The following is a 17,771-nucleotide window of genomic DNA, read 5'->3' as shown; positions in this document are numbered from 1 at the left end:
CCGAAGCGACAATCTGCGAGGAGTGCCATGAGCACCGTGACCGTCACCGCCGACGCCGTCGAAGTCCGCCTCACCGCCGTGGAGAAGGCCGCCGCCCTGCGTGCCGACCTGCGCGTCCCGCGCTCGGCGGTCCGATCCGCCGAGATCGTGGACGACGCGCTCGGCGCGGCCAGGGGCGTGCGCACGGCCTCGGCGTGCCCGGCCGGCGCAAGCTCGGCACCTGGCACAGCCGGTCCGGGAGGGAGTTCGTCGACGTGCGCGCCGGCCAGCCGGCGGTGCGGATCCACCTCGACGGGCACGGCTACTCCTCTCTGCTGCTGGGCGTGGACGACCCGCACACCGTGGTCGCGCCCTCGCCGGCGCCTGAAACGGATCGACACGATGCGCGACATCGACCTCGTCTTCGCCTCGGGCGGCGAACGGCTCGCCGGCACGCTGACCCTGCCCGGCGGCGACGGGCCCTTCCCCGCGGTGCTGCTGGTCCCCGGCTCGGGACCGGTCGACCGTGACTCCGACCATCGGCGCCTCCCCCTCGGGGTGACCCGTCAGCTGGCGGAGGCGTTCGCGGCCGCCGGGATCGCGTCCCTCCGATACGACAAGCGGGGAGTGGGGGCCAGCACCGGCGGTTTCCTGGCGGCAGGGTTCCGCGACAACATGGACGACGCCGGAGCCGCGCTGGCCGCGCTGCGCGAACGTCCGGAGATCGACCCCGGCCGCGTGGCGCTGACCGGGCACAGCGAGGGCGCCCTCATCGCGACGTACCTCGCCGCCCACGACCCCGCGGTGGCGGCGGTCGTGTTGCTGGCCGGCACCGCCAGGAGCGGCGCGGAGACGCTGCGCTGGCAGGCCGCGCGCCTCGCGCCGAGCATGCCGGCCTTCGTCCGTGCCGTGTTGCGCCTCACCCGCACCGACCTGGTCGCCAAGGTGACGAAGAACCACGAGCGCATCCGCCGTACGACGACCGATGTCGCCCGTATCGGCGGGGTCCGGGTGAACGCCCGGTGGACCCGCGAGTTCCTCGACTACGATCCCGCGGAAGATCTCGCCCGGATCCAGGCGCCGGTGCTGGCCGTCACGGGGGACAAGGACCTCCAGGTGAACCCGGAGGACCTGGCCCGCATGGCGGAGCTGGTGCCGGGACCGATCGAGACCCACGTGATCCCCGATCTCAGCCACATCCTGCGCAGGCAGCCCGGACCGCCGTTGCTGCGCGCGTACCGGCGTGAGGCGCGCGAGCCGATCGACGCGCAGGTCAGGGAGCTCGTCACCGGCTGGCTCGCGGCACAGCTGTCGTCCCCGGCGCGAGACGCGGTGTGATTCCCTTTCAGGCCGTCACACCGGGTCCGGCTACCCGATGGACCCGGTGACGAGCTTGTCGAACTCGCGGTCCGGCAGCGTCCTGTTGAGTTCGAGGAGTTTGTCGGCCATCCAGCCGACGGCGTAGCGGGTCTTGGGCTTACCGGCTTCGACGGCCTCGCGGATGGCCGCGGCCACGACGCCGGGATCGGAGGCCTGGCTGTCCACGCCGAGTTGGGTCTCGCTCCGCCTGGCCATGGCCTCGGCCATCGCCCCATAGGCGGTCGCGCCGGAGATCTCCCGCAGGTCCTGCGCGGTGTGATCCTCGAACCCGGTCTTGATGATCCCGGGCTGAATGATGACGACCTCGACGCCGAACTGCTCGACCTCCATGCGCAACGAGTCGGAGTACGCCTCCAGAGCGTGTTTCGCGGCGTAGTACCAGCAGCCGAGCGGCAACGCGATCTCGCCGCCGATCGACGACACGTTGACGATCGTGCCCGACCTCCGCTCGCGCATGTGCGGCAGGACGAGCTGGACCAGCCTGGCCGGTGCGAAGAGGTTCACCTCGAACTGGTCGCGCGCCAGTTCCAGGGGGACGTCTTCGGCCGCGCCGTGCACCACGGTGCCGGCGTTGTTGACCAGGACGTCGATCCGGCCCTGCTCCTCGATGACGGTGCGGACGACCCGTTCCAGGTCGGCGGGCTCGCGCGCGTCCATCGAGTGCACGTGCCCACCGGCGTCGGCGACGACGTCCATGTTCCGCACCCGCCTGGCCGCACCGTACACGATGTGACCCGCCCGCAGGAGTTCCAGCGCGGTGGCCTTGCCGATGCCGGACGAGGCTCCGGTGACGAGTACGACCTTCATGATGAAACCTCCCGGACGGGGACTCCGTGGGGCGGCGTGCCGGCACGGGCGTCACGCCGTTCACGACTGGGGAGGCTACGGACGCCTTTTGCTCCGCGGCAACAAGCTCTTCGTATATGCGCAGGTGGACGGCGTTTTATTGGTGCAAAGAGCTGTCGCAGAATGCACCGGACGTTCTCTCCTGTTGCATTCGGCCGCCGCAGACCAGGACGATCTGACGAACGACGAGGAGGGATCGGATGCCCGCACGAAGCCGCCTGAGCTTCGAGGACCGCCGCCGCATCGCCGAAGGGCTGGGGGACGGGCTGACCTACGCGGAGATCGCCCGGCGGTTGGGGCGGCCCAGGTCCACCGTCAGCCGCGAGATCTCTCGCAACGGCGGCCCGCACGGCTATCGGGCCCACCACGCCCAGCAGGCGACGAACTGGCGGGCTCGCCGTCGCCGGCCGGTCTCGCAGCCCGAACCCCCGGACACGTACGGCGACCGGGACGCCCGCACGGTCCAGGAGTTCACCGAGGACTTCACCGCAATGATGATCCAGACGGGGATGTCACCGCTGACGGCCAGGGTGTTCGCCGCGCTGTTCGTCAGCGACGGAGCCAGCCTGACCGCCGCGGAGCTGGTCCAACGCCTCCACGTGAGCCCGGCGTCGATCTCCAAGGCCATCCGATGGCTCGAGCAGCGCGGCCTGGTCGGCCGCGAACGTGAGGTTCGGCGCGAGCGTTACGCCGTAGACGTCGACGTGTGGTATCGCACCTGGTCGGAGAGTGCCAGGTCGATGGCACTGTGGGCGGACACCGCACGGCGTGGGGCGGGCGTCTTCGGCACCGGCACGCCGGTGGGCATGCGGCTGCACACGACCAGCCGGTTCTTCGAGCTCCTCAGCCGCGACATGGCGCAGGCCGCCGAGCACTGGCGGCAGGCCCTCTCCCTCCAGCGCCTCTCCTAGAGACCGATTGGAACCGGCCGAATGAGCGCGAGCTCAGCGGAGGCCGGCGAACAGGTCGTCTTCCTTGTCGGGGGCGGCCACCCGGGACGTCGTCCGGATGAAGTACTCGCGTGAGAATGCCTGGTGCTGGGCCTCCGGCGGCATCCTCAGGAAGGGGATGTTCTCGCCCTGGCTCGCGTGGGCCTCCAGGGCCTTCAGCTTGTTCTCCACGTACGGGGAGACGTCCACGACGCTGGTGATGAGCTCGTCGGGCGTGCCGAAGTCGTCGGGGAGCTCGAAGTCGTCCGGGGCCATGCCGTTCGCCCGCATGAACTCGAACATCTGCCGGATGCCCTCACGAGGCACGGCCGTGTAATAGAACTTGTCCGGAATGCCGGTCATCTCGGCCGCCGCGACCGCGATGCGGTGGGCCTGGATGTGGTCGGGGTGCCCGTAGTTGCCGTTCTCGTCGTACGTGACGATCACCTGCGGGCGGTAGCGCTCCATCAGCGCGGCGAGCCGGGCGGCGGCCGTCTCGACCGGGACGTTCGCGAACGCGTCGGGGTGGCCGTTGCCGTCCCAGCCGTCCATGCCGGAGTCGCGGTAGCCGAGCAGTTCCAGGTGATCGATGCCGAGGTGGGCGACCGACTCGCGCAACTCGGCCAGCCGCCGTTCCGCGACCGCGGCGTCGTCGTGGCCGGGCTCGCCCGGCTTCACCCCGCCGGGGCCGTCCCCCTGCTCGCCGTTGGTGCACGTCACCAGGACCGTACGGATCCCTTCTGCGGTGTACTTCGCGAGGATGCCGCCGGTGCCGATCACCTCGTCGTCGGGGTGCGCGTGCACGGCCATCAGGGTGAGCTCTCGGTCCATTCCGTCCCCCGGGGTGTCGTTTACCGTCACCCGGACGACCCTATATCGCCCGTTGATCCTCGCGCGGGCGTGCGTCGTTTGAGGCGGCCCGGCCCGGTTAGGCGACCGCTATGGGGATTTATCGGGACATGGCGGCGGGAGTGGTCGCGGGAGCGGCCGGCACGACCGTGCTCAACGCGATCACCTATCTGGACATGGCGGTGCGCGCGCGGCCGGCGAGCTCACTGCCGGAGCAGGCGGCCGGCGCCGTCAGCGAGCGGCTCCACGTCGACCTCGGCGAGGAGGAGGACGCCCGCAACCGGGAGCAGGGGCTCGGGCCGATGCTCGGCATCCTCACCGGCGTCGGCGTGGGCCTGGCCTACGGCCTGTTCCGCCACGCCGTACGGCGGAGGGTCAGCCTCCCGGCCGCGGTGACCGGGGTGGGCATGGCCGCGGCGGTCGCGGGCAGCGCGCCGATGACCGCGCTCGGGCTGACCGACCCGCGTGAGTGGGGCGTCAGCGGCTGGATGGCCGACCTGGTCCCCCACCTCGGGTACGGCCTCGCCACGGTCGCCGCGTTCGAACTGACCAGGTCGTCCCGCCGCCGTTAAGAGGCGGCGCGGGGGACCGGGTTCATGCGGCCCACCACCAGCCACCAGAAGAGCAGTTGCAGCAGGGCGAGCGCCACGGCGAAGGGCGGCAGCGTCCAGACCCCGACGCCCTGGGCGATCGCCCCGGCCAGCCACGGGAACACCGCGCCGCCGACCACCGACACCCCGTTCAGCAGCCCGATCGCCGTGGGCACCAGCCGGGTCACGGTGAGCCGCGGCGCGACGGCCATCGTCGTGGGGAAGATCGGCCCGAGCCAGAAGCCGAGCAGCACGAAGCTCACGCTGGCCACCACGCCGCCCGGCGCGATCCACGCCAGAACCGAGCTGACGGTGATGCCGGCCAGGCAGACGAAGGTCATCCCGGTCGCGGTCATGCCGAGTCTGGTGGCCGCCGGGCTGATCAGGAAGCGCCCGAGGGCGAGCCCGAGCCAGTAGCCGGACACGGTGTATCCGGCCAGCAGGCTCCCCTGCCCGTGCTCGTCGACCAGGAAGGTGAACCCCCAGTTCCCCACGCTGATCTCCAAGCCGACGTACACGGCCAGGAACACCGCGCCCAGCAGGACGGCGGGCTGCCGCGACGCGGTGGCCAGCAGGCCCGGACGCTCCGCCTGCTCCTCGGCCGACGCGGGCGGCGGGGCCTCGCGTGCGGGCAGGGTCAGGTGGAAGCCGACCAGCAGCGGCAGGCACACCAGGGCCAGGACCAGCCACACGGCCGTCCATGGCAGGAAGGTCAGGATCCAGGTGGCCAGCAGCGGCCCGAGCAGCGCGCCGACGCCGAAGAACGCGTGCAGGCGGTTGAGCAGCGTCGTCGCCCCGGGCAGGTCCGTGAGGTAGGCGTTCAGCACCGATTCGAGGATGCCGGTGCCATACCCCGCCAGGATCTGGACCGCCACGAAGGCCAGGAACGGCGGGCGTACGGACGAGTAGAGGCCGGCCAGCACGAACGTGCCGCCGCCGAGGATGAGCGAGGCCCGGATCCCGAAGCGGTGGATCAGCAGGCCGGCGGTCGACCCGGCCAGCATGAACCCGGCGGAGAAGGTGAAGAACTGCGTGCCGACCGTGGCCTTGTCGAGGCCGTAGTCGTCGATCTGCGCCGGCAGCAGCACCCCGCCCACACCGGCGCTCAGGCCGACGAGGATGAACGTGACGTAGGAGAGGGCGACCGGCGCCCACAGTCCACGCCGCAGTGCGGACACCTGACCTCCCGCGGTACGAGCAGCCTCTGGCCACCCGGCATGCGGGATCGGCCGTATCCGTGATCAACGGTGATCCCGTTTTTCGGCGTCATGGTACTTGGTGTGCCTATTGCTCCAATAGGGGTTGATCGGGGTTATCGTCGCCATGTGACGGATCATGCGAAGGTTCGGGCCAACGGCATCGGGATCGCGTACCGGACGTACGGCCAGGACGACGCCCCGCCGCTGATCCTGCTGCACGGCCTGGGCGAGGGCATGGCCGACTGGGACGGCGTGGCCGGCGCGCTGGCCGCCGGCCGGCACGTGTACGCGCCGGACCTGCGCGGCCACGGAGCCAGCGACTGGCCGGGAGACTACGGCCTGGAACTCATGCGCGACGACGTCCTCGCCTTCCTCGACGCGCTGTCGCTCGGCACGGTGGACGTGATCGGGCACTCGATGGGCGGCGTCGTGGCCTACCTGCTCGCCGCCGAGCGGCCGGGCCGGGTGCGGACGCTGGTCCTGGAGGACGTGCCGCTCCCGGTGCCGCGCGAGCCGCCCCCGCTCGTACGGCCGGAGGAGCCCCTGTCGTTCGACTGGGCCATGGTGGAGGCGATCAGGCCGCAGATCGACCACCCCGACCCGGCCTGGCTGGGGCGGCTCGGCCGGATCACCGCACGCACGCTCGTGATCGGCGGTGGACCGGACAGCCACATTCCCCAGGACCGGGTCGCCGAGATGGCCCGCCGCATTCCCGGCGCCGCGCACGTCACGATCCCGGCCGGGCACCTGGTGCACGAGAACGCGCCCGACGCCTTCGTCCGCGAGGTCGCGGCCTTCCTTTCCTAGAGCACGGCTAGAGCTCGGGCGGCAGCGAGAAAACGGCGAACAGGGCGGGATCGCCGAACACGACGTTCCGCGCGATGCCGTCCGCGGCGATCGCGAGCACCTGAAGCGAGTGGGCCCGGAAGACGCCGTCGCCGCCGTCCAGGTAGGCGGCGAGCGCCGGCTGCCCGTTGGCGCGCGTGGGGACCATCCGCCATGGGCCCCGCGTGGCGCAGACCCAGTGGATGAAGCGGCCGAACGCCTCCCGCCCGGCGAACCACGACAGGAACGGCGGCATCTCCAGGACGGCGTCCTCACGCAGCAGCCGCTCCAGGGCCTCGACGTCGGCCTTCTCGAACGCCGCGACGTACCGGTCGAGCAGGTCGCGGCAGGCCGGGTCGTCCGGCTCGGCCAGGTCGTCCTCGGCGGGGGCCACCCGGGCGAGCTGGGCGCGGGCGCGCTGCAGGGCGCTGTTGACCGCGGCGACCGAGGTGTCCAGCAGGTCGGCGACCTCGCTCGCCCGCCAGGCCAGCACCTCGCGCAGGATGAGCACCGCCCGCTGCCGCGGCGGCAGATGCTGCAGGGCCGCGACGAACGCCAGCCGGATCCCGCCCCGCGACGCGACGACCGCGGCGGGGTCCACCAGTGCGTCGGGGATGGGCTCCAGCCAGGTCACCTCCGGCAGCCGCCGTTGCGGTCCCGCCTCGGGGTCGTCGCCGGGGCCGGTGAGGCCGGACGGCAGGGCCCTGCGCCCGCGCTGTTCGAGCGCCGTGAGGCAGGCGTTCGTCGCGATGCGGTAGAGCCAGGTGCGCGGCGAGGCCCGCCGCTCGTCGTAGTCGCCGGACGCCCGCCACGCCCGCAGCATGACCTCCTGCAGCAGGTCCTCGGCGTCGTGCACCGAGCCCAGCATCCGGTAGCAGTGCGTCATCAGCTCACGCCGGTAGGGCCCGGTGAACCGCTCGAACTCCTCGTCACTCCACATGTGCTCTCCCGCGTCGCGTCGCCGTCACCGGTATCTACCGCCGCGCTCGGCGGAACTCATCGATGAGTTCTCCGCCCGGCGCCGGTAGGTACCGGCGGACCCACTGCGGAAGGACAAAGAGTGACAATCAGCCATACCGTCCGCCCTGCCCCGGCCCGTGCCGTACGGCCCTGGCCGATGCTGGCGGTGCTGCTCGCCGGCCAGTTCATGGGGCTGCTCGACCTCTACATCGTCAACGTGGCGATCCCCAGGATCGGCGCCGACCTGGGGGCGTCCGGGGCCGCCCTGCAACTGGTCGTCGGCGGCTACATCATCGCGTACGCGACCCTGCTGGTCACCGGCGCCCGGCTCGGCGAGCTGTACGGCAGGCGGCGCATGTACATGATCGGGGTCGCCGGCTTCACCGCGGGCTCGCTGCTGTGCGGGCTCGCGCCGGACGCCGGGACACTGATCGCCTTCAGGTTCGTCCAGGGGGCCGCGGCGGCGGTGATGGTCCCGCAGATCATGAGCGTGATCCAGACCAGGTTCACCGGCAGGGCCAGGGCGACGGCGCTCAGCGCGTACACCGCGGTGCTCTCGGCCGGTTCGGTCGTCGGGCTGGCGCTGGGCGGGGTGCTGGTCGGCGCCGACCTGGCCGGCACCGGCTGGCGGCCGGTGTTCCTCGTGAACGTCCCCGTGGGCGTCCTGCTGACACTCGCGGTGCCCCGGCTGGTGCCGCCGGACGCGCCGTCGGACCGGCCGCGCGGCACGCGCCGGCTCGACCTGCGGGGCCTCGCGCTCGCGCTGCCCGCCACGCTGCTGGTCGTGCTGCCGCTCGTGCTGGGCCGGGAGGCCGGCTGGCCCGCCTGGACGTACGCGTCGATCGCCGCGGGGGTCGCGCTCGCCGCCGTGTTCGCCGTGACGCAGCGCCGTACGGCGGCCCGGGGCGGCGACCCGCTGCTGAACCTGGACGTGCTGCGCGCGACCGGCATGCCGTCGGGCCTGACGACGCTGCTCGCGCTGATGGTCGCCTACGGCGGGTTCCTGTTCACCTTCGCGGTGCACCTGCAGGGCGTCCTCGGGGAGAGCCCGCTGCGGGCCGGGCTCACGTTCCTGCCCATGGCGGCCGCGTTCGGGCTGGGCAGCTTCTACTGGCGCAGGCTGCCGGGGCGTATCCACCACCTGCTGCCACCGGCAGGGCTGGCGCTCAGCGTCCTCGGCACGGCGGGCCTGGCCGTATCGGTGACCGGCGGCCCATTGCTGTGGGCCGCGCTGGTCGTGTACGGCGCGGGACTGGGCGTCTCGACCAGCCTGCTCACCCACGCCCTGGTGCACGTGCCGCCCGCCCGCGCCGCCGACGCGAGCGGCCTGCTCACGACGACCATGCAGTTCGGCCAGCTCAGCGGGGTGGCGGTGTTCGGTGCGGTGTTCCTCGCCCTGGCCGACCCGCCGCGGCCGGAGGCCATGAGCACGACCGCGTGGTGGCTGGCGCTGGCCGCGGCGCCGGCGCGGCGGGCGCGGTCGCCCTGGCCCGCGCCGCACGGCCCCGGCCCGTGTGACCCTCGACGTGCCACGCCAAGCGGACCCCGGGCCCACCGGGGTCCCACGTGGCCGGGAGGTCCGGACGTCGCAGGCGCTTCGCACGTTGCATCCGGCGGTGTTGCGTCTCCTGCGGACGGCCTTTGCCATGGCGGCGTTACCGTGGGTGTACGCCCTGGGGAGTGATCCGCCATGCCTGACGGCCGACAGCTCGCGGACCGCGTGCTGGACGCGGTGAACGCTCACGACCTGGACCGGCTGTCGGCGTGCTACGACCGGCACGCCGTCCTGGCCACCCCGTTTGGCGTGTGCGAGGGGCGCGAGCAGATCGCCCGATACTGGGAGAGCCTGTTCAAGGGCTTCGCCGACATCGCCATGACGGTCTGGAACAGGGTGGAGTGCGCCAACCCCGGCTTCAGCGAGTGGACGATGACGGGCACGCACACCGGGTCCTTCGCGCTGCCGGACGACGGTGTCGCGGGCGCGACCGGCCGGCGGATCACCGTGCGCGGCTGCGGGGCGTGTCACGCGAAGAACGGCCTCGTGGTCGCCCACCGGGACTATTTCGACCTGCTGGAGCTGTACTCCCAGATCGGGTTCTCCCTCGTCCCTGACTAGGTAACTACCCCCCACTTTCGGGTGATTTGTGGCGGTTTACGTAGCCTGAAAGTCTGGGAGAGGGGAGGCGTCATGCCCGATCCAGCGGACGCGACCGTGTTCTTCGTGGGAAACGCCACCATGATCATCCGTTCTCACGGATTCACCGTGCTGACGGATCCGAACTTCCTGCACCAGGGGCAGCGAGCCCATCTCGGCTGGGGGGTGAGCACCCGTCGCCGCACCGAGCCGGCGATGGAGATCGGGCAGCTTCCGCCGCTGGACCTCGTCGTGCTGTCGCACATGCACGGCGACCACTGGGACAGGATCGCCAGGAACGGACTCGACAAGGATCTGCCGATCGTCACCACCCGGCACGCGGCGGCCCGGCTGCGCCGTCAGGGATTCGGCCACGCCATCGGCCTGGAGCCCTGGGAGTACCACCACGAGCGACACGGCGACGGCACGCTGACGGTGACGACCACGCCCGCCCGGCACGCACCGGGCCCGGCCAACGCGCTGATGCCGCCGGTGGTGGGGAGCGTGCTCGACTTCGCCCACGCCGGCGAGGTGGACCTGCGCCTGCACATCAGTGGCGACACGATCATGGACGAATGCCTGTCGGAGATCCCGCGCCGCTTCCCCGACATCGACGTCGGCATCGTGCACCTCGGCGGCACGCGGATCCTCGGCGTCACGGTGACGATGGACGGCGCTCAGGGGGTGGAGTGGCTCAGGCTGATGCAGCCGGAGTCGGCCCTGCCCGTCCACTACGACGACTACGAGGCGTTCGCCTCCCCGCTCAAGGACTTCCAGCAGCACGTCCGGCGCGCGGGGCTGTCCCACCTGGTCCACTACATCATGCGCGGGGAGACCTACCGCCTTCCCGTACGGCAGGCCGGCGTACGCCCGCACCGCCCGGTCATCGGGCCCGGCTGACAAGGACAAGTCAGGGCCTATTGACAGCCCGCGCGATGAGGGTGTTGCATCTTAATTCAAGCTCTAAAGCTTGCCTGAAGCGCTGGACACGCCGGCGCGCGCCCCCCGCACACCGCGACGGCGCGGGCCGGAGATCCTGCTGGCATCCCCCCACCAACCGGAGATCTCCATGCGCAAACCCCGGCTCCTCATCATGGCCGCGGCCATGGTCGTCACCCTCGGCGGCGGCCTGGTCGCCGGCCCGGGCGCCGACCGGGCCGACGCCGCCATCGGCCCCGTCACCTGGTCCGACGAGTTCAACGCCGCGGCGGGAACGCCCGTCGACGGCTCCAAGTGGAAGTTCGACATCGGCGGCGGCGGCTGGGGCAACAACGAGTTGGAGTACTACACCAACTCGACCCGCAACGTGTACCACGACGGACAGGGACACCTCGCGATCACCGCCCGCAAGGAGAACCCGTCCAACTACCAGTGCCACTACGGCACCTGCCAGTACACCTCCGGCCGCATCCTGACCGCCGACAAGTTCAGTCAGGCGTACGGCCGCTTCGAGGCGAGCATCAAGATTCCGAAGGGCCAGGGCATCTGGCCGGCGTTCTGGATGCTCGGCGGCGGCAACTGGCCGAACACCGGCGAGATCGACATCATGGAGAACGTCGGCAACACGCCCAACACCGTCTACGGTACCGTGCACGGCCCCGGCTACTCCGGCGGCAGCGGCGTCGGCGGCAGCCGCACGATCGGCGCGCCGCTCGGCGACGCCTTCCACACCTACCGCGTCGACTGGTCGCCCAACCTCATCGTCTGGTACCTGGACGGCTCGGAGTACTTCCGCGTCACGCCGGCCGACATCCGCGGCAACCAGTGGGTCTTCGACCACCCGTTCTTCCTGATCCTGAACGTGGCGGTCGGCGGTTACTGGCCGGGCAACCCCGACTCCACCACGTCGTTCCCGCAGACGATGCTGATCGACTGGGTCCGCGTCTCCGCGTGGACCAACGACGGGGGAGGCGGGACCGGCGGCGCGCTGAAGTCCAACCTGAACGGCCGCTGCATCGACATCCCGGGTGCGAACCCCGTCGACGGCGCCCGGCTGCAGATGTACGACTGCAACGGCACCGCCGCCCAGCAGTGGACGATCAACGGTGACGGCACGGTCCGTGCGATGGGCAAGTGCATGGACGCCGCGTCGGCCGGCACCGCCAACGGCACGCCGATCCAGCTCTACACGTGCAACGGCACCGGCGCCCAGCGCTTCACGCTCACCCCGGCAGGCGACCTTGTCAACACCGCCGCCAACCGATGTGTGGACATCGTGGACGTGAACCCCAACAACGGGGCGCGCCTCCAGCTGTGGGACTGCACCGGCGGTGCCAACCAGAAGTGGACCCGCGGCTGACCGCGTGACCGGCGTGAGAGGCTCGGCGCCGTCCGGCCGGTGCCTCTCACGCATCACCCTCGCTCATGGACTGACCGCCAGGAGCAGGAAGGCGGCGCACAGCGTGAGATGGACGCCCGCCTGCAGGACGGTGGCCCGGCCGGGCACCACGGTCAGCGTCGCCACGACGACCGTCAGGGCGAGCAGCACGATGTGCGTCGGGCCGAGCCCGAGCAGCAGCGGCCCCTCCAGCCACAGCGACGCCCCGGCGATCGTCGGGATGGTGAGCCCGATGCTGGCCATGGCCGAGCCGAAGGCGAGGTTCAGGCTGACCTGGACCCGGGCCCGCCGGGCCGCGCGTACGGCGGCGAGGGTCTCCGGCAGCAGCACCAGCAGCGCGATCACGACGCCCACCGCGGACTGGGGAAGGCTCGCCGCGCGTACGGCCGACTCGATGGCGGGAGACTCGACCTTCGCCAGGCCGACCACCGCGACGAGCGCGCTCAGCAGCAGCGCCAGGCTGGCCGCGGCGGCGCCCGTGGTCGGCGGGTCGGCGTGCTCGGCGGCGTCCCCGCCCTGGCCGCCGGACTCCACCGGGAGGAAGTAGTCGCGGTGCCGCACGGCCTGGGTGAGCACGAACAGGCCGTACAACGCGATCGAGGCGACCGCGGCGAACGCGAGCTGGGCTGGGGCGAAGGCGGGCCCCGGCCTGCTCGTGGTGAACGTCGGCAGGACGAGGCTCAACGTGGACAGCGTGGCGACGGTGGCCAGCGCGCCTCCCGTCCCCTCCGCGTTGAACACCGCCACCCGCCGCCGCAGCGCCGCGACCAGCAGCGACAGGCCGACGATCCCGTTGCAGGTGATCATCACGGCGGCGAACACCGTGTCGCGGGCGAGCGACGACGCGGCCGGTCCGCCTGACGCGGTGAGGCTGATGATCAACGCCACCTCGATCACCGTGACCGCCACGGCGAGCACGAGCGATCCGAACGGCTCGCCCACGCGATGGGCGATGACCTCGGCGTGGTGCACGGCCGCCAGCACGGAGGCCGCGAGGAAGACCGCCGCGATCAGCACGACGACGGGAGGAATGGTCCGCCCCCACGCCAGCGCGAGCACTGCCACGGCGAGGATCGGCACGGTCACGGTCCAGGTGGTGGCCAGTCGGCGGTAGAGCAGGATCATGTGCTTCATCCTGCCCAAATAGGACGAATGGTAGAAAAAGTATTCAGAGCTGCTTGAGCAACCAGCGGGGGCCGGTGACCAGGGCGCCGAGGGCCGTCACCCGCTCACGCAGCCCTCGGTCGGCGGTGACGACGAGGGCGGTCTCCCAGGGCCGCACGTCGCGCACCGCTTCCACGATCGCGTCGTCCCCGCTGCCTGCGGCCACCACGACCGTCAGGTCCCCGGTCACCGGCCCCGGGTCGGCCGCCCCGGCCGCCGCCCCTTCGAGCACCACGACCATGCGCGGGAACCATCGGGTCAGGGCGGGCACTCCTTCCGGCATCTCGCCAAGGCCCTGCCCGCAGAGCGGGATCAGCTCGTTGAGCAGGCGGTTCGCGGCGCCCGCGCGGTCCTTCCACCAGCCGTGCTCGGCCCGCGCGCCGATGATGTTGGCCATGTCGAGGACGACGACCACCGGGCTCAGCGCGGGCCGGATCCTCGGCCACGAGCCGGCGAAGCCGGGGTGCAGTTCCTTCGACACGACCTCGTCGGCCGCCACCCAGCGCATGTCCGCGCTCTCGCCGTTGGCGGGCACGGCGTCGAGCAGCCCTTCGGCCTCCGCGATCACCGTCTGGAACGACCAGCCGCCGTGGTCGTCGACGTAGAGCCCGCGCACCCGGACGAGGTCGGAGTCCAGCGCCGCCTCCTCCCGGGCCTCGCGCAGCGCGCCGGTGATGGCGTCCTCATGGCTGTCGCACGCGCCGCCCGGCAACCCCCAGGTCCCGCCGTGATGGCTCCACCAGGCACGCTTCTGCATCAGCACGTACGGCATGCCGTCGAGCGTGTGGTGCACGGTGAGCAGGCCGGCGGCGCCGTACAGTCCCCAGTGCTGGTGACCCAGCGCGCACAGGGCCCAGCCGTCGCCGTCCTTCGCCGTCATGCACCCATCTTGCCGCAGCCTGCCGGCGCGCTCTAATGGTCACCAGCGTTCGAGGGGGACCTCCACCCCGGCGACCAGGTCGAAGAGGGTCACTCCGTCCTCGATGCGGACGACCTGGATCTGTGTCGCGAAGCGTACGTCCCGAAGACGCGTGGCGGCCTCGTGGGCGGTTCGCGGGAAGTGGTAGCGATCGGCCGCGCCGCCGTCCGGGATGGGCCGGGTCGAGCGGACCTCGAACCGGTCCGGCGGCCATACCGGGGGAAGGGGAACGGAGTGCTGCCAACCGGACATGTCTCTCCCGTCATGCCGTCTTCAAAGCAGTTGACCTGTGGAACCTGATTGATCGCCAGTGCGTGACGGGGTCGTAGGCCGATCGTTATTAACCGGTAAGCGATCCTTTCCGACCCGGAGTCCGTAGCCCGTTAGCGTTTGAGCCCTCACTCGTGATTCCCCCTTTGTCTGGAGAATCAGGAGATGTCATATCTGGAGAGACGCCCGCTTCCTGCGGCCGGAGGAGCGGGCGTTGTCCTCCCTCTTGTCCCTGCTCTTCCGCCACCTGCCCGTCGGCGGTCGTCTCTGGTCCGCTGCGATTCCCGCTCGGCCACTTCGGGCCGGTAGGCGGTCTCCGGCAGCCCCCGCCTCCGCGTCGCCGGAAGGGTGAGGGGCCCGGCTTCCGGCTGCTCGTGATCGGGCCGCAGCTCCGGTTCTACCGGCCGTTGACGGAGAAGTGCTGGTTCTCATGAGACGCCGCCGCTGACCTGCGGCGATCTATCTGACCCCATTCCTACCTGCCGTTTTGGCGTTGGTCAGCGTTGGTTGATGTTGGCCGCATTCGGCCCTCTGACGGCCCAGGGACGGCCCGGGCCGTCCCGCCGCTCACCCCTTGCCGCGCGGCCTGGCCTCGATGCCATTGTCTCGCGCGATCTTCCGCACGTACGCGTCTGTGAAAGGCGAGTGCGCGACGACGTCGGTTGGACGTTCGCCGGCCCGTAGCGCCGCCAGCACATCAGCGATTACGGCTTGGCGCGACTTCTCATGCTCGGCTTCCGTCTCCCGATATCGACGCGTGCTCTGGTCGAGGGCATCTAGCGGCTTCATCGCTTCCGTCATGCGCAAGACAGTACCGCAACCCTCTTGCGCTGACTAGTAGCGACCGCTAGTGTCTACCGCAACAGACAACCGCAACACGGGAGCGAATGTGACCGCCGCCGACACCGTCAGCGAGGCGACCTGGTCCGCCCTCGCCGCAACGATCGTCCAGCGGCTCGCGGAGAAGGGCATCCTCGGCGAGGTCCTCGACCTCATGACCGACCAGGAGCGCGCCGACTTCAACAGGTGGACGGCCCAGGTCATCGGCTGACCCACCCCAACAACACAGCGGGCCTGCCAGGTGTTGCGAGCACCTCGGCAGGCCCTAGACCCCCGAACCGACTAACCCGGTTGGAGGCCCTCAATGGGCGACCTTACCCCCCCGATTTACAAGCCGTGCCCGTTCTGGTGCACGAACGGCGGGAACCCTGCCGAGCACACCCACTCCCTGAACCTCGACACGGTCTCCTCCAGCGGCCTCACGGTTGAGGTCAACGTGCAGCAGCCCAACGGCGGCGAGCCGCGTATCCGCGTGTTCGTCACGGAGAACAACGACCCGTCCCGGTACGTCGACATGACGCCGGCCGCGGCCGCGGCGTTCGGGCAGATCCTCGCGGGGCTCGAGTTCCGGGACCTGCCTTACCTCGGTGTCCTGCTCACCCGCGGCGCGAACATGCTCGGCGGTGGGCGATGACGGACCGCGAAGCGCAGCTCATGGTCGAGCTGCTGAAGGTCTTGAACGAGAAGAACGACTCCGTCACAGTCCTGATGGAGTCCGTCGACAGTCTGCGGCGGCAGGTCGATCGGCTGCTGCGCCGCTCCCACCAGTACGCGCCGCTGCCGGAGCGGGAGCCCTGCCCTGTAATCGACCTCCGCACGCGGGCGCGGATCGCGTGAGCGACGCGAAGCCCCGGCGGCACCGCCCTTCCTGGCTACGAGGTCGGGAGGGGCGGGCCCTCCGCCGATACCTCGCTGTACGAGACGGAGCCTGCTGCTTCTACTGCCGGACGCCGTTCGGGGATCCCGGCTGGGAAGCCACCTTTGACCACTACGTGCCCGTGGCGCTCTGGCCCTGCAGCCACCCGGCCAATCTCGTTCTGGCCTGCTCTGGCTGCAATCAGGCGAAGGCCGATCTGCTGCCGTGGCCGCTGGTGTGGCTGCTCTATCTCGCGTGGATTCCACGCTCGCCCGGCCTGCCCGGGAGGCTGCGTGACCGCGCACGCCGAAGAGGTCGAGCTGGTCGAGCTCAGCGGCGAGCAGTACGACGTGCTGTTCGACCTCATGGGCTTCACGGACGACGACTTCGCCGTCCTGGTCTACCTGCTTGACGACGACACCCGGAACAAGCTGCAGAAGGCGATCAAGAAAGTGAAGGCGACGCGCGATGAGTAGGGCGGACTTCATCGAAACCCTCACTGCTGATGAGGGTCGGATGCTGGCGACGTACATCGCGGGCATGGCGCCGGAGGTGTTCGCCGCGGCGGCCTCGCTGGTCGAGCGGGACCGGGTCGCGTTCGGCCGGCGCCTGGGCGTGTCCCGCAACGTCACCCCCTTGTACGACTGGGAAGCCGAGGGCGTCTTCCCGGCGCCGGGTACGCGGTCAGCGCGTACCCCGGGCGTACCCGAGACGGGCCAGGTACACGTACCCAAAGGCGACGAGCCCAGCGACGACGACGAGTACGCCCCTGACCTGCTGCCCGAGGAGTTGCGGGCCGCGGCGGCGGGCAAGTTCCTCGGCGAGCTGATGTCCGGCGACCTGCCAGGAGTGCGCAGGATCAAGGCAGAGCTCGGCATTGGGCAGCAGCGGGCGCAGCAGGTGCGCGCGTTCCTGGGCACGCTGTCCAAGGTCTGACCAAGGTTTGAAAGGGGCGTCGCGTTCTGCGACGCCCCTTTTGTCGTCTCCGGGATGGAGAGCGTCGGAACGTGCCATCATGCGAGCGGCTCGGGGGTCACTAGACGAAGGGATCTCCCATGTCCGCGAGGACTTTCGGCATCATCGCCCTGGTGCTGCTGGCTGTCGGCCTTGTCGTCGGCTTCATGCCTGTCTCCTACCAGGGCGTCAATTGCGGCTCAGCCTTCGCTGCGAGCGGCGACGCGTTGGTGTCGGATCTGACCGAAGGGACTCGCGTGGCCTCCTCCTGCGACGACGCTCGCGGCCTGCTTCGCCTTCCCGCCTACGCGCTTGTTGGGGTTGGACTGGTGGGGTTCGTGGCCGCGAGCTTCGTGAAGGGCCGCCGGCAGAACGGGCCGTCCGCGGCCTGACGGCTGAGCCGATCTCGTCACGCTGAGCGAGGGCGTATTCGTTTCGCAGCCCCTTCTGGGGATTCGTTTCACAGCCCCTCCCCGGGCCCGTATATGCGGCTCCTGAGAGGGGTTGGAACGATTCCCTGGAACGATCGTCGGCGGTTGCTCTCGGTGACGTACGCGACGCCTCTCCCCGGGCCGCCTGACCGACTGTCCCTCTCTACACGCGCGGGCGCACATGCCCACGTGTGACTGTCTCTGAGACGGTTTCAGAGACGCTGGTGAGACACCTCAGAGACAGTGTCTGGAACACTTTCACGGTCACCCTGTGAAGCGCGAGAGATAGGTCCCCCCTTTCGCGCGAG

22 protein-coding genes are annotated in these 17,771 nt (G+C 70.7%); 14 read left to right on the top strand and 8 right to left on the bottom strand.

Annotated elements, in window-relative coordinates; translation table 11 throughout:
- The first annotated feature begins 27 nt into the window (after positions 1-27).
- Complete coding sequence (locus tag B1L11_RS05040) at positions 28-1,317, top strand: S9 family peptidase (protein WP_218670910.1); 1,290 nt, start codon at positions 28-30, stop codon at positions 1,315-1,317.
- Between the two features lie 30 nt (positions 1,318-1,347).
- On the opposite strand, the gene B1L11_RS05035 is transcribed toward B1L11_RS05040, so the two are convergent.
- On the bottom strand, positions 1,348-2,166 hold the full coding sequence (locus tag B1L11_RS05035) for an oxidoreductase (RefSeq protein ID WP_079313395.1): 819 nt from the start codon (positions 2,164-2,166) through the stop codon (positions 1,348-1,350).
- Between the two features lie 239 nt (positions 2,167-2,405).
- On the opposite strand from B1L11_RS05035, the gene B1L11_RS05030 reads away from it, so the two are divergent.
- Positions 2,406-3,116, top strand: a complete 711-nt coding sequence (locus B1L11_RS05030; RefSeq protein WP_079313394.1) for a helix-turn-helix domain-containing protein — start codon at positions 2,406-2,408, stop codon at positions 3,114-3,116.
- A 33-nt stretch (positions 3,117-3,149) separates the two neighbouring features.
- On the opposite strand, the gene B1L11_RS05025 is transcribed toward B1L11_RS05030, so the two are convergent.
- Positions 3,150-3,995: a PIG-L family deacetylase gene (locus B1L11_RS05025; RefSeq protein WP_256862239.1), complete on the bottom strand. Its 846-nt coding sequence runs from the start codon at positions 3,993-3,995 to the stop codon at positions 3,150-3,152.
- Between the two features lie 80 nt (positions 3,996-4,075).
- Between B1L11_RS05025 and B1L11_RS05020 the strand changes: the two genes are divergently transcribed.
- Complete coding sequence (locus B1L11_RS05020; RefSeq protein WP_256862238.1) at positions 4,076-4,555, top strand: hypothetical protein; 480 nt, start codon at positions 4,076-4,078, stop codon at positions 4,553-4,555.
- On the opposite strand, the gene B1L11_RS05015 is transcribed toward B1L11_RS05020, so the two are convergent.
- Positions 4,552-5,751, bottom strand: coding sequence for a sugar MFS transporter (locus tag B1L11_RS05015; protein WP_218670909.1), 1,200 nt, complete (start codon positions 5,749-5,751; stop codon positions 4,552-4,554). The genes B1L11_RS05020 and B1L11_RS05015 overlap by 4 nt on opposite strands.
- A gap of 147 nt (positions 5,752-5,898) precedes the next feature.
- Here B1L11_RS05015 and B1L11_RS05010 point away from each other — a divergent pair, with 147 nt between their 5' ends.
- Positions 5,899-6,579: an alpha/beta fold hydrolase gene (locus tag B1L11_RS05010; RefSeq protein WP_218670908.1), complete on the top strand. Its 681-nt coding sequence runs from the start codon at positions 5,899-5,901 to the stop codon at positions 6,577-6,579.
- A gap of 7 nt (positions 6,580-6,586) precedes the next feature.
- Here the strand turns inward: B1L11_RS05010 and B1L11_RS05005 are convergent, their stop codons facing one another.
- Positions 6,587-7,537, bottom strand: coding sequence for a sigma-70 family RNA polymerase sigma factor (locus tag B1L11_RS05005; protein ID WP_079313391.1), 951 nt, complete (start codon positions 7,535-7,537; stop codon positions 6,587-6,589).
- 120 nt (positions 7,538-7,657) lie between these two features.
- On the opposite strand from B1L11_RS05005, the gene B1L11_RS05000 reads away from it, so the two are divergent.
- From B1L11_RS05000 to B1L11_RS04985, 4 genes are all read left to right on the top strand, one after another.
- On the top strand, positions 7,658-9,241 hold the full coding sequence (locus B1L11_RS05000) for an MFS transporter (protein WP_218670907.1): 1,584 nt from the start codon (positions 7,658-7,660) through the stop codon (positions 9,239-9,241).
- A gap of 6 nt (positions 9,242-9,247) precedes the next feature.
- Entirely contained in the window at positions 9,248-9,673 is a 426-nt protein-coding gene (locus B1L11_RS04995; RefSeq protein ID WP_079313390.1) for a nuclear transport factor 2 family protein, read from the top strand.
- A gap of 72 nt (positions 9,674-9,745) precedes the next feature.
- The gene (locus B1L11_RS04990) at positions 9,746-10,591 is read left to right on the top strand and encodes an MBL fold metallo-hydrolase (RefSeq protein ID WP_079313389.1); all 846 of its coding nucleotides are present in this window, start codon (positions 9,746-9,748) and stop codon (positions 10,589-10,591) included.
- A gap of 70 nt (positions 10,592-10,661) precedes the next feature.
- The gene (locus B1L11_RS04985; protein ID WP_256862237.1) at positions 10,662-11,990 is read left to right on the top strand and encodes a family 16 glycosylhydrolase; all 1,329 of its coding nucleotides are present in this window, start codon (positions 10,662-10,664) and stop codon (positions 11,988-11,990) included.
- 63 nt (positions 11,991-12,053) lie between these two features.
- Here the strand turns inward: B1L11_RS04985 and B1L11_RS04980 are convergent, their stop codons facing one another.
- The 4 genes from B1L11_RS04980 to B1L11_RS44815 form a co-directional block, all read right to left on the bottom strand.
- Positions 12,054-13,154 (bottom strand): calcium:proton antiporter, encoded by a 1,101-nt coding sequence (locus B1L11_RS04980; RefSeq protein WP_079313387.1) that lies wholly within the window; start codon positions 13,152-13,154, stop codon positions 12,054-12,056.
- Positions 13,155-13,197: 43 nt separating this feature from the next.
- Positions 13,198-14,073 carry an NUDIX domain-containing protein gene (locus B1L11_RS04975; protein WP_079313386.1) on the bottom strand — a complete coding sequence of 292 codons (876 nt, stop codon included), beginning with the start codon at positions 14,071-14,073 and terminating at the stop codon, positions 13,198-13,200.
- Positions 14,074-14,112: 39 nt separating this feature from the next.
- Positions 14,113-14,364 carry a hypothetical protein gene (locus B1L11_RS04970; RefSeq protein ID WP_079313385.1) on the bottom strand — a complete coding sequence of 84 codons (252 nt, stop codon included), beginning with the start codon at positions 14,362-14,364 and terminating at the stop codon, positions 14,113-14,115.
- Between the two features lie 585 nt (positions 14,365-14,949).
- Positions 14,950-15,183, bottom strand: a complete 234-nt coding sequence (locus B1L11_RS44815; protein WP_143736970.1) for a hypothetical protein — start codon at positions 15,181-15,183, stop codon at positions 14,950-14,952.
- 88 nt (positions 15,184-15,271) lie between these two features.
- On the opposite strand from B1L11_RS44815, the gene B1L11_RS46480 reads away from it, so the two are divergent.
- From B1L11_RS46480 to B1L11_RS04945, 6 genes are all read left to right on the top strand, one after another.
- Complete coding sequence (locus tag B1L11_RS46480) at positions 15,272-15,433, top strand: hypothetical protein (RefSeq protein ID WP_179154980.1); 162 nt, start codon at positions 15,272-15,274, stop codon at positions 15,431-15,433.
- Positions 15,434-15,526: 93 nt separating this feature from the next.
- Positions 15,527-15,856: a hypothetical protein gene (locus B1L11_RS04965; RefSeq protein WP_079313384.1), complete on the top strand. Its 330-nt coding sequence runs from the start codon at positions 15,527-15,529 to the stop codon at positions 15,854-15,856.
- Positions 15,853-16,059: a hypothetical protein gene (locus B1L11_RS04960; protein ID WP_079313383.1), complete on the top strand. Its 207-nt coding sequence runs from the start codon at positions 15,853-15,855 to the stop codon at positions 16,057-16,059. Before B1L11_RS04965 ends, B1L11_RS04960 begins: the two co-directional genes overlap by 4 nt.
- A gap of 312 nt (positions 16,060-16,371) precedes the next feature.
- Positions 16,372-16,554, top strand: a complete 183-nt coding sequence (locus B1L11_RS44810; RefSeq protein WP_143736968.1) for a hypothetical protein — start codon at positions 16,372-16,374, stop codon at positions 16,552-16,554.
- 40 nt (positions 16,555-16,594) lie between these two features.
- Entirely contained in the window at positions 16,595-17,014 is a 420-nt protein-coding gene (locus B1L11_RS04950; protein ID WP_079313382.1) for a hypothetical protein, read from the top strand.
- A 119-nt stretch (positions 17,015-17,133) separates the two neighbouring features.
- The gene (locus B1L11_RS04945; RefSeq protein ID WP_079313381.1) at positions 17,134-17,424 is read left to right on the top strand and encodes a hypothetical protein; all 291 of its coding nucleotides are present in this window, start codon (positions 17,134-17,136) and stop codon (positions 17,422-17,424) included.
- Positions 17,425-17,771 lie beyond the last annotated feature (347 nt).

The organism is Microbispora sp. GKU 823 (assembly GCF_002027145.1).
In the GTDB taxonomy this organism is placed as follows: Bacteria; Actinomycetota; Actinomycetes; order Streptosporangiales; family Streptosporangiaceae; genus Microbispora; species Microbispora siamensis.
Note: the sequence above shows the minus strand (reverse complement) of the source record. Positions and strands in the feature narration are given on the sequence as shown.

Excerpts from the sequence above, each read along its gene's own strand:
- B1L11_RS04950 (WP_079313382.1), top strand. The coding sequence starts at position 16,595 with ATGCTGGCGACGTACATCGCGGGCATGGCGCCGGAGGTGTTCGCCGCG.
- B1L11_RS04990 (WP_079313389.1), top strand. The coding sequence starts at position 9,746 with ATGCCCGATCCAGCGGACGCGACCGTGTTCTTCGTGGGAAACGCCACC.
- B1L11_RS05035 (WP_079313395.1), bottom strand. The coding sequence starts at position 2,166 with ATGAAGGTCGTACTCGTCACCGGAGCCTCGTCCGGCATCGGCAAGGCC.
- B1L11_RS05040 (WP_218670910.1), top strand. The coding sequence starts at position 28 with ATGAGCACCGTGACCGTCACCGCCGACGCCGTCGAAGTCCGCCTCACC.
- B1L11_RS05005 (WP_079313391.1), bottom strand. The coding sequence starts at position 7,537 with ATGTGGAGTGACGAGGAGTTCGAGCGGTTCACCGGGCCCTACCGGCGT.
- B1L11_RS04995 (WP_079313390.1), top strand. The coding sequence starts at position 9,248 with ATGCCTGACGGCCGACAGCTCGCGGACCGCGTGCTGGACGCGGTGAAC.
- B1L11_RS04970 (WP_079313385.1), bottom strand. The coding sequence starts at position 14,364 with ATGTCCGGTTGGCAGCACTCCGTTCCCCTTCCCCCGGTATGGCCGCCG.
- B1L11_RS44815 (WP_143736970.1), bottom strand. The coding sequence starts at position 15,183 with ATGACGGAAGCGATGAAGCCGCTAGATGCCCTCGACCAGAGCACGCGT.
- B1L11_RS05020 (WP_256862238.1), top strand. The coding sequence starts at position 4,076 with ATGGGGATTTATCGGGACATGGCGGCGGGAGTGGTCGCGGGAGCGGCC.
- B1L11_RS04960 (WP_079313383.1), top strand. The coding sequence starts at position 15,853 with ATGACGGACCGCGAAGCGCAGCTCATGGTCGAGCTGCTGAAGGTCTTG.
- B1L11_RS04975 (WP_079313386.1), bottom strand. The coding sequence starts at position 14,073 with ATGACGGCGAAGGACGGCGACGGCTGGGCCCTGTGCGCGCTGGGTCAC.
- B1L11_RS04980 (WP_079313387.1), bottom strand. The coding sequence starts at position 13,154 with ATGATCCTGCTCTACCGCCGACTGGCCACCACCTGGACCGTGACCGTG.
- B1L11_RS04965 (WP_079313384.1), top strand. The coding sequence starts at position 15,527 with ATGGGCGACCTTACCCCCCCGATTTACAAGCCGTGCCCGTTCTGGTGC.
- B1L11_RS05030 (WP_079313394.1), top strand. The coding sequence starts at position 2,406 with ATGCCCGCACGAAGCCGCCTGAGCTTCGAGGACCGCCGCCGCATCGCC.
- B1L11_RS04945 (WP_079313381.1), top strand. The coding sequence starts at position 17,134 with ATGTCCGCGAGGACTTTCGGCATCATCGCCCTGGTGCTGCTGGCTGTC.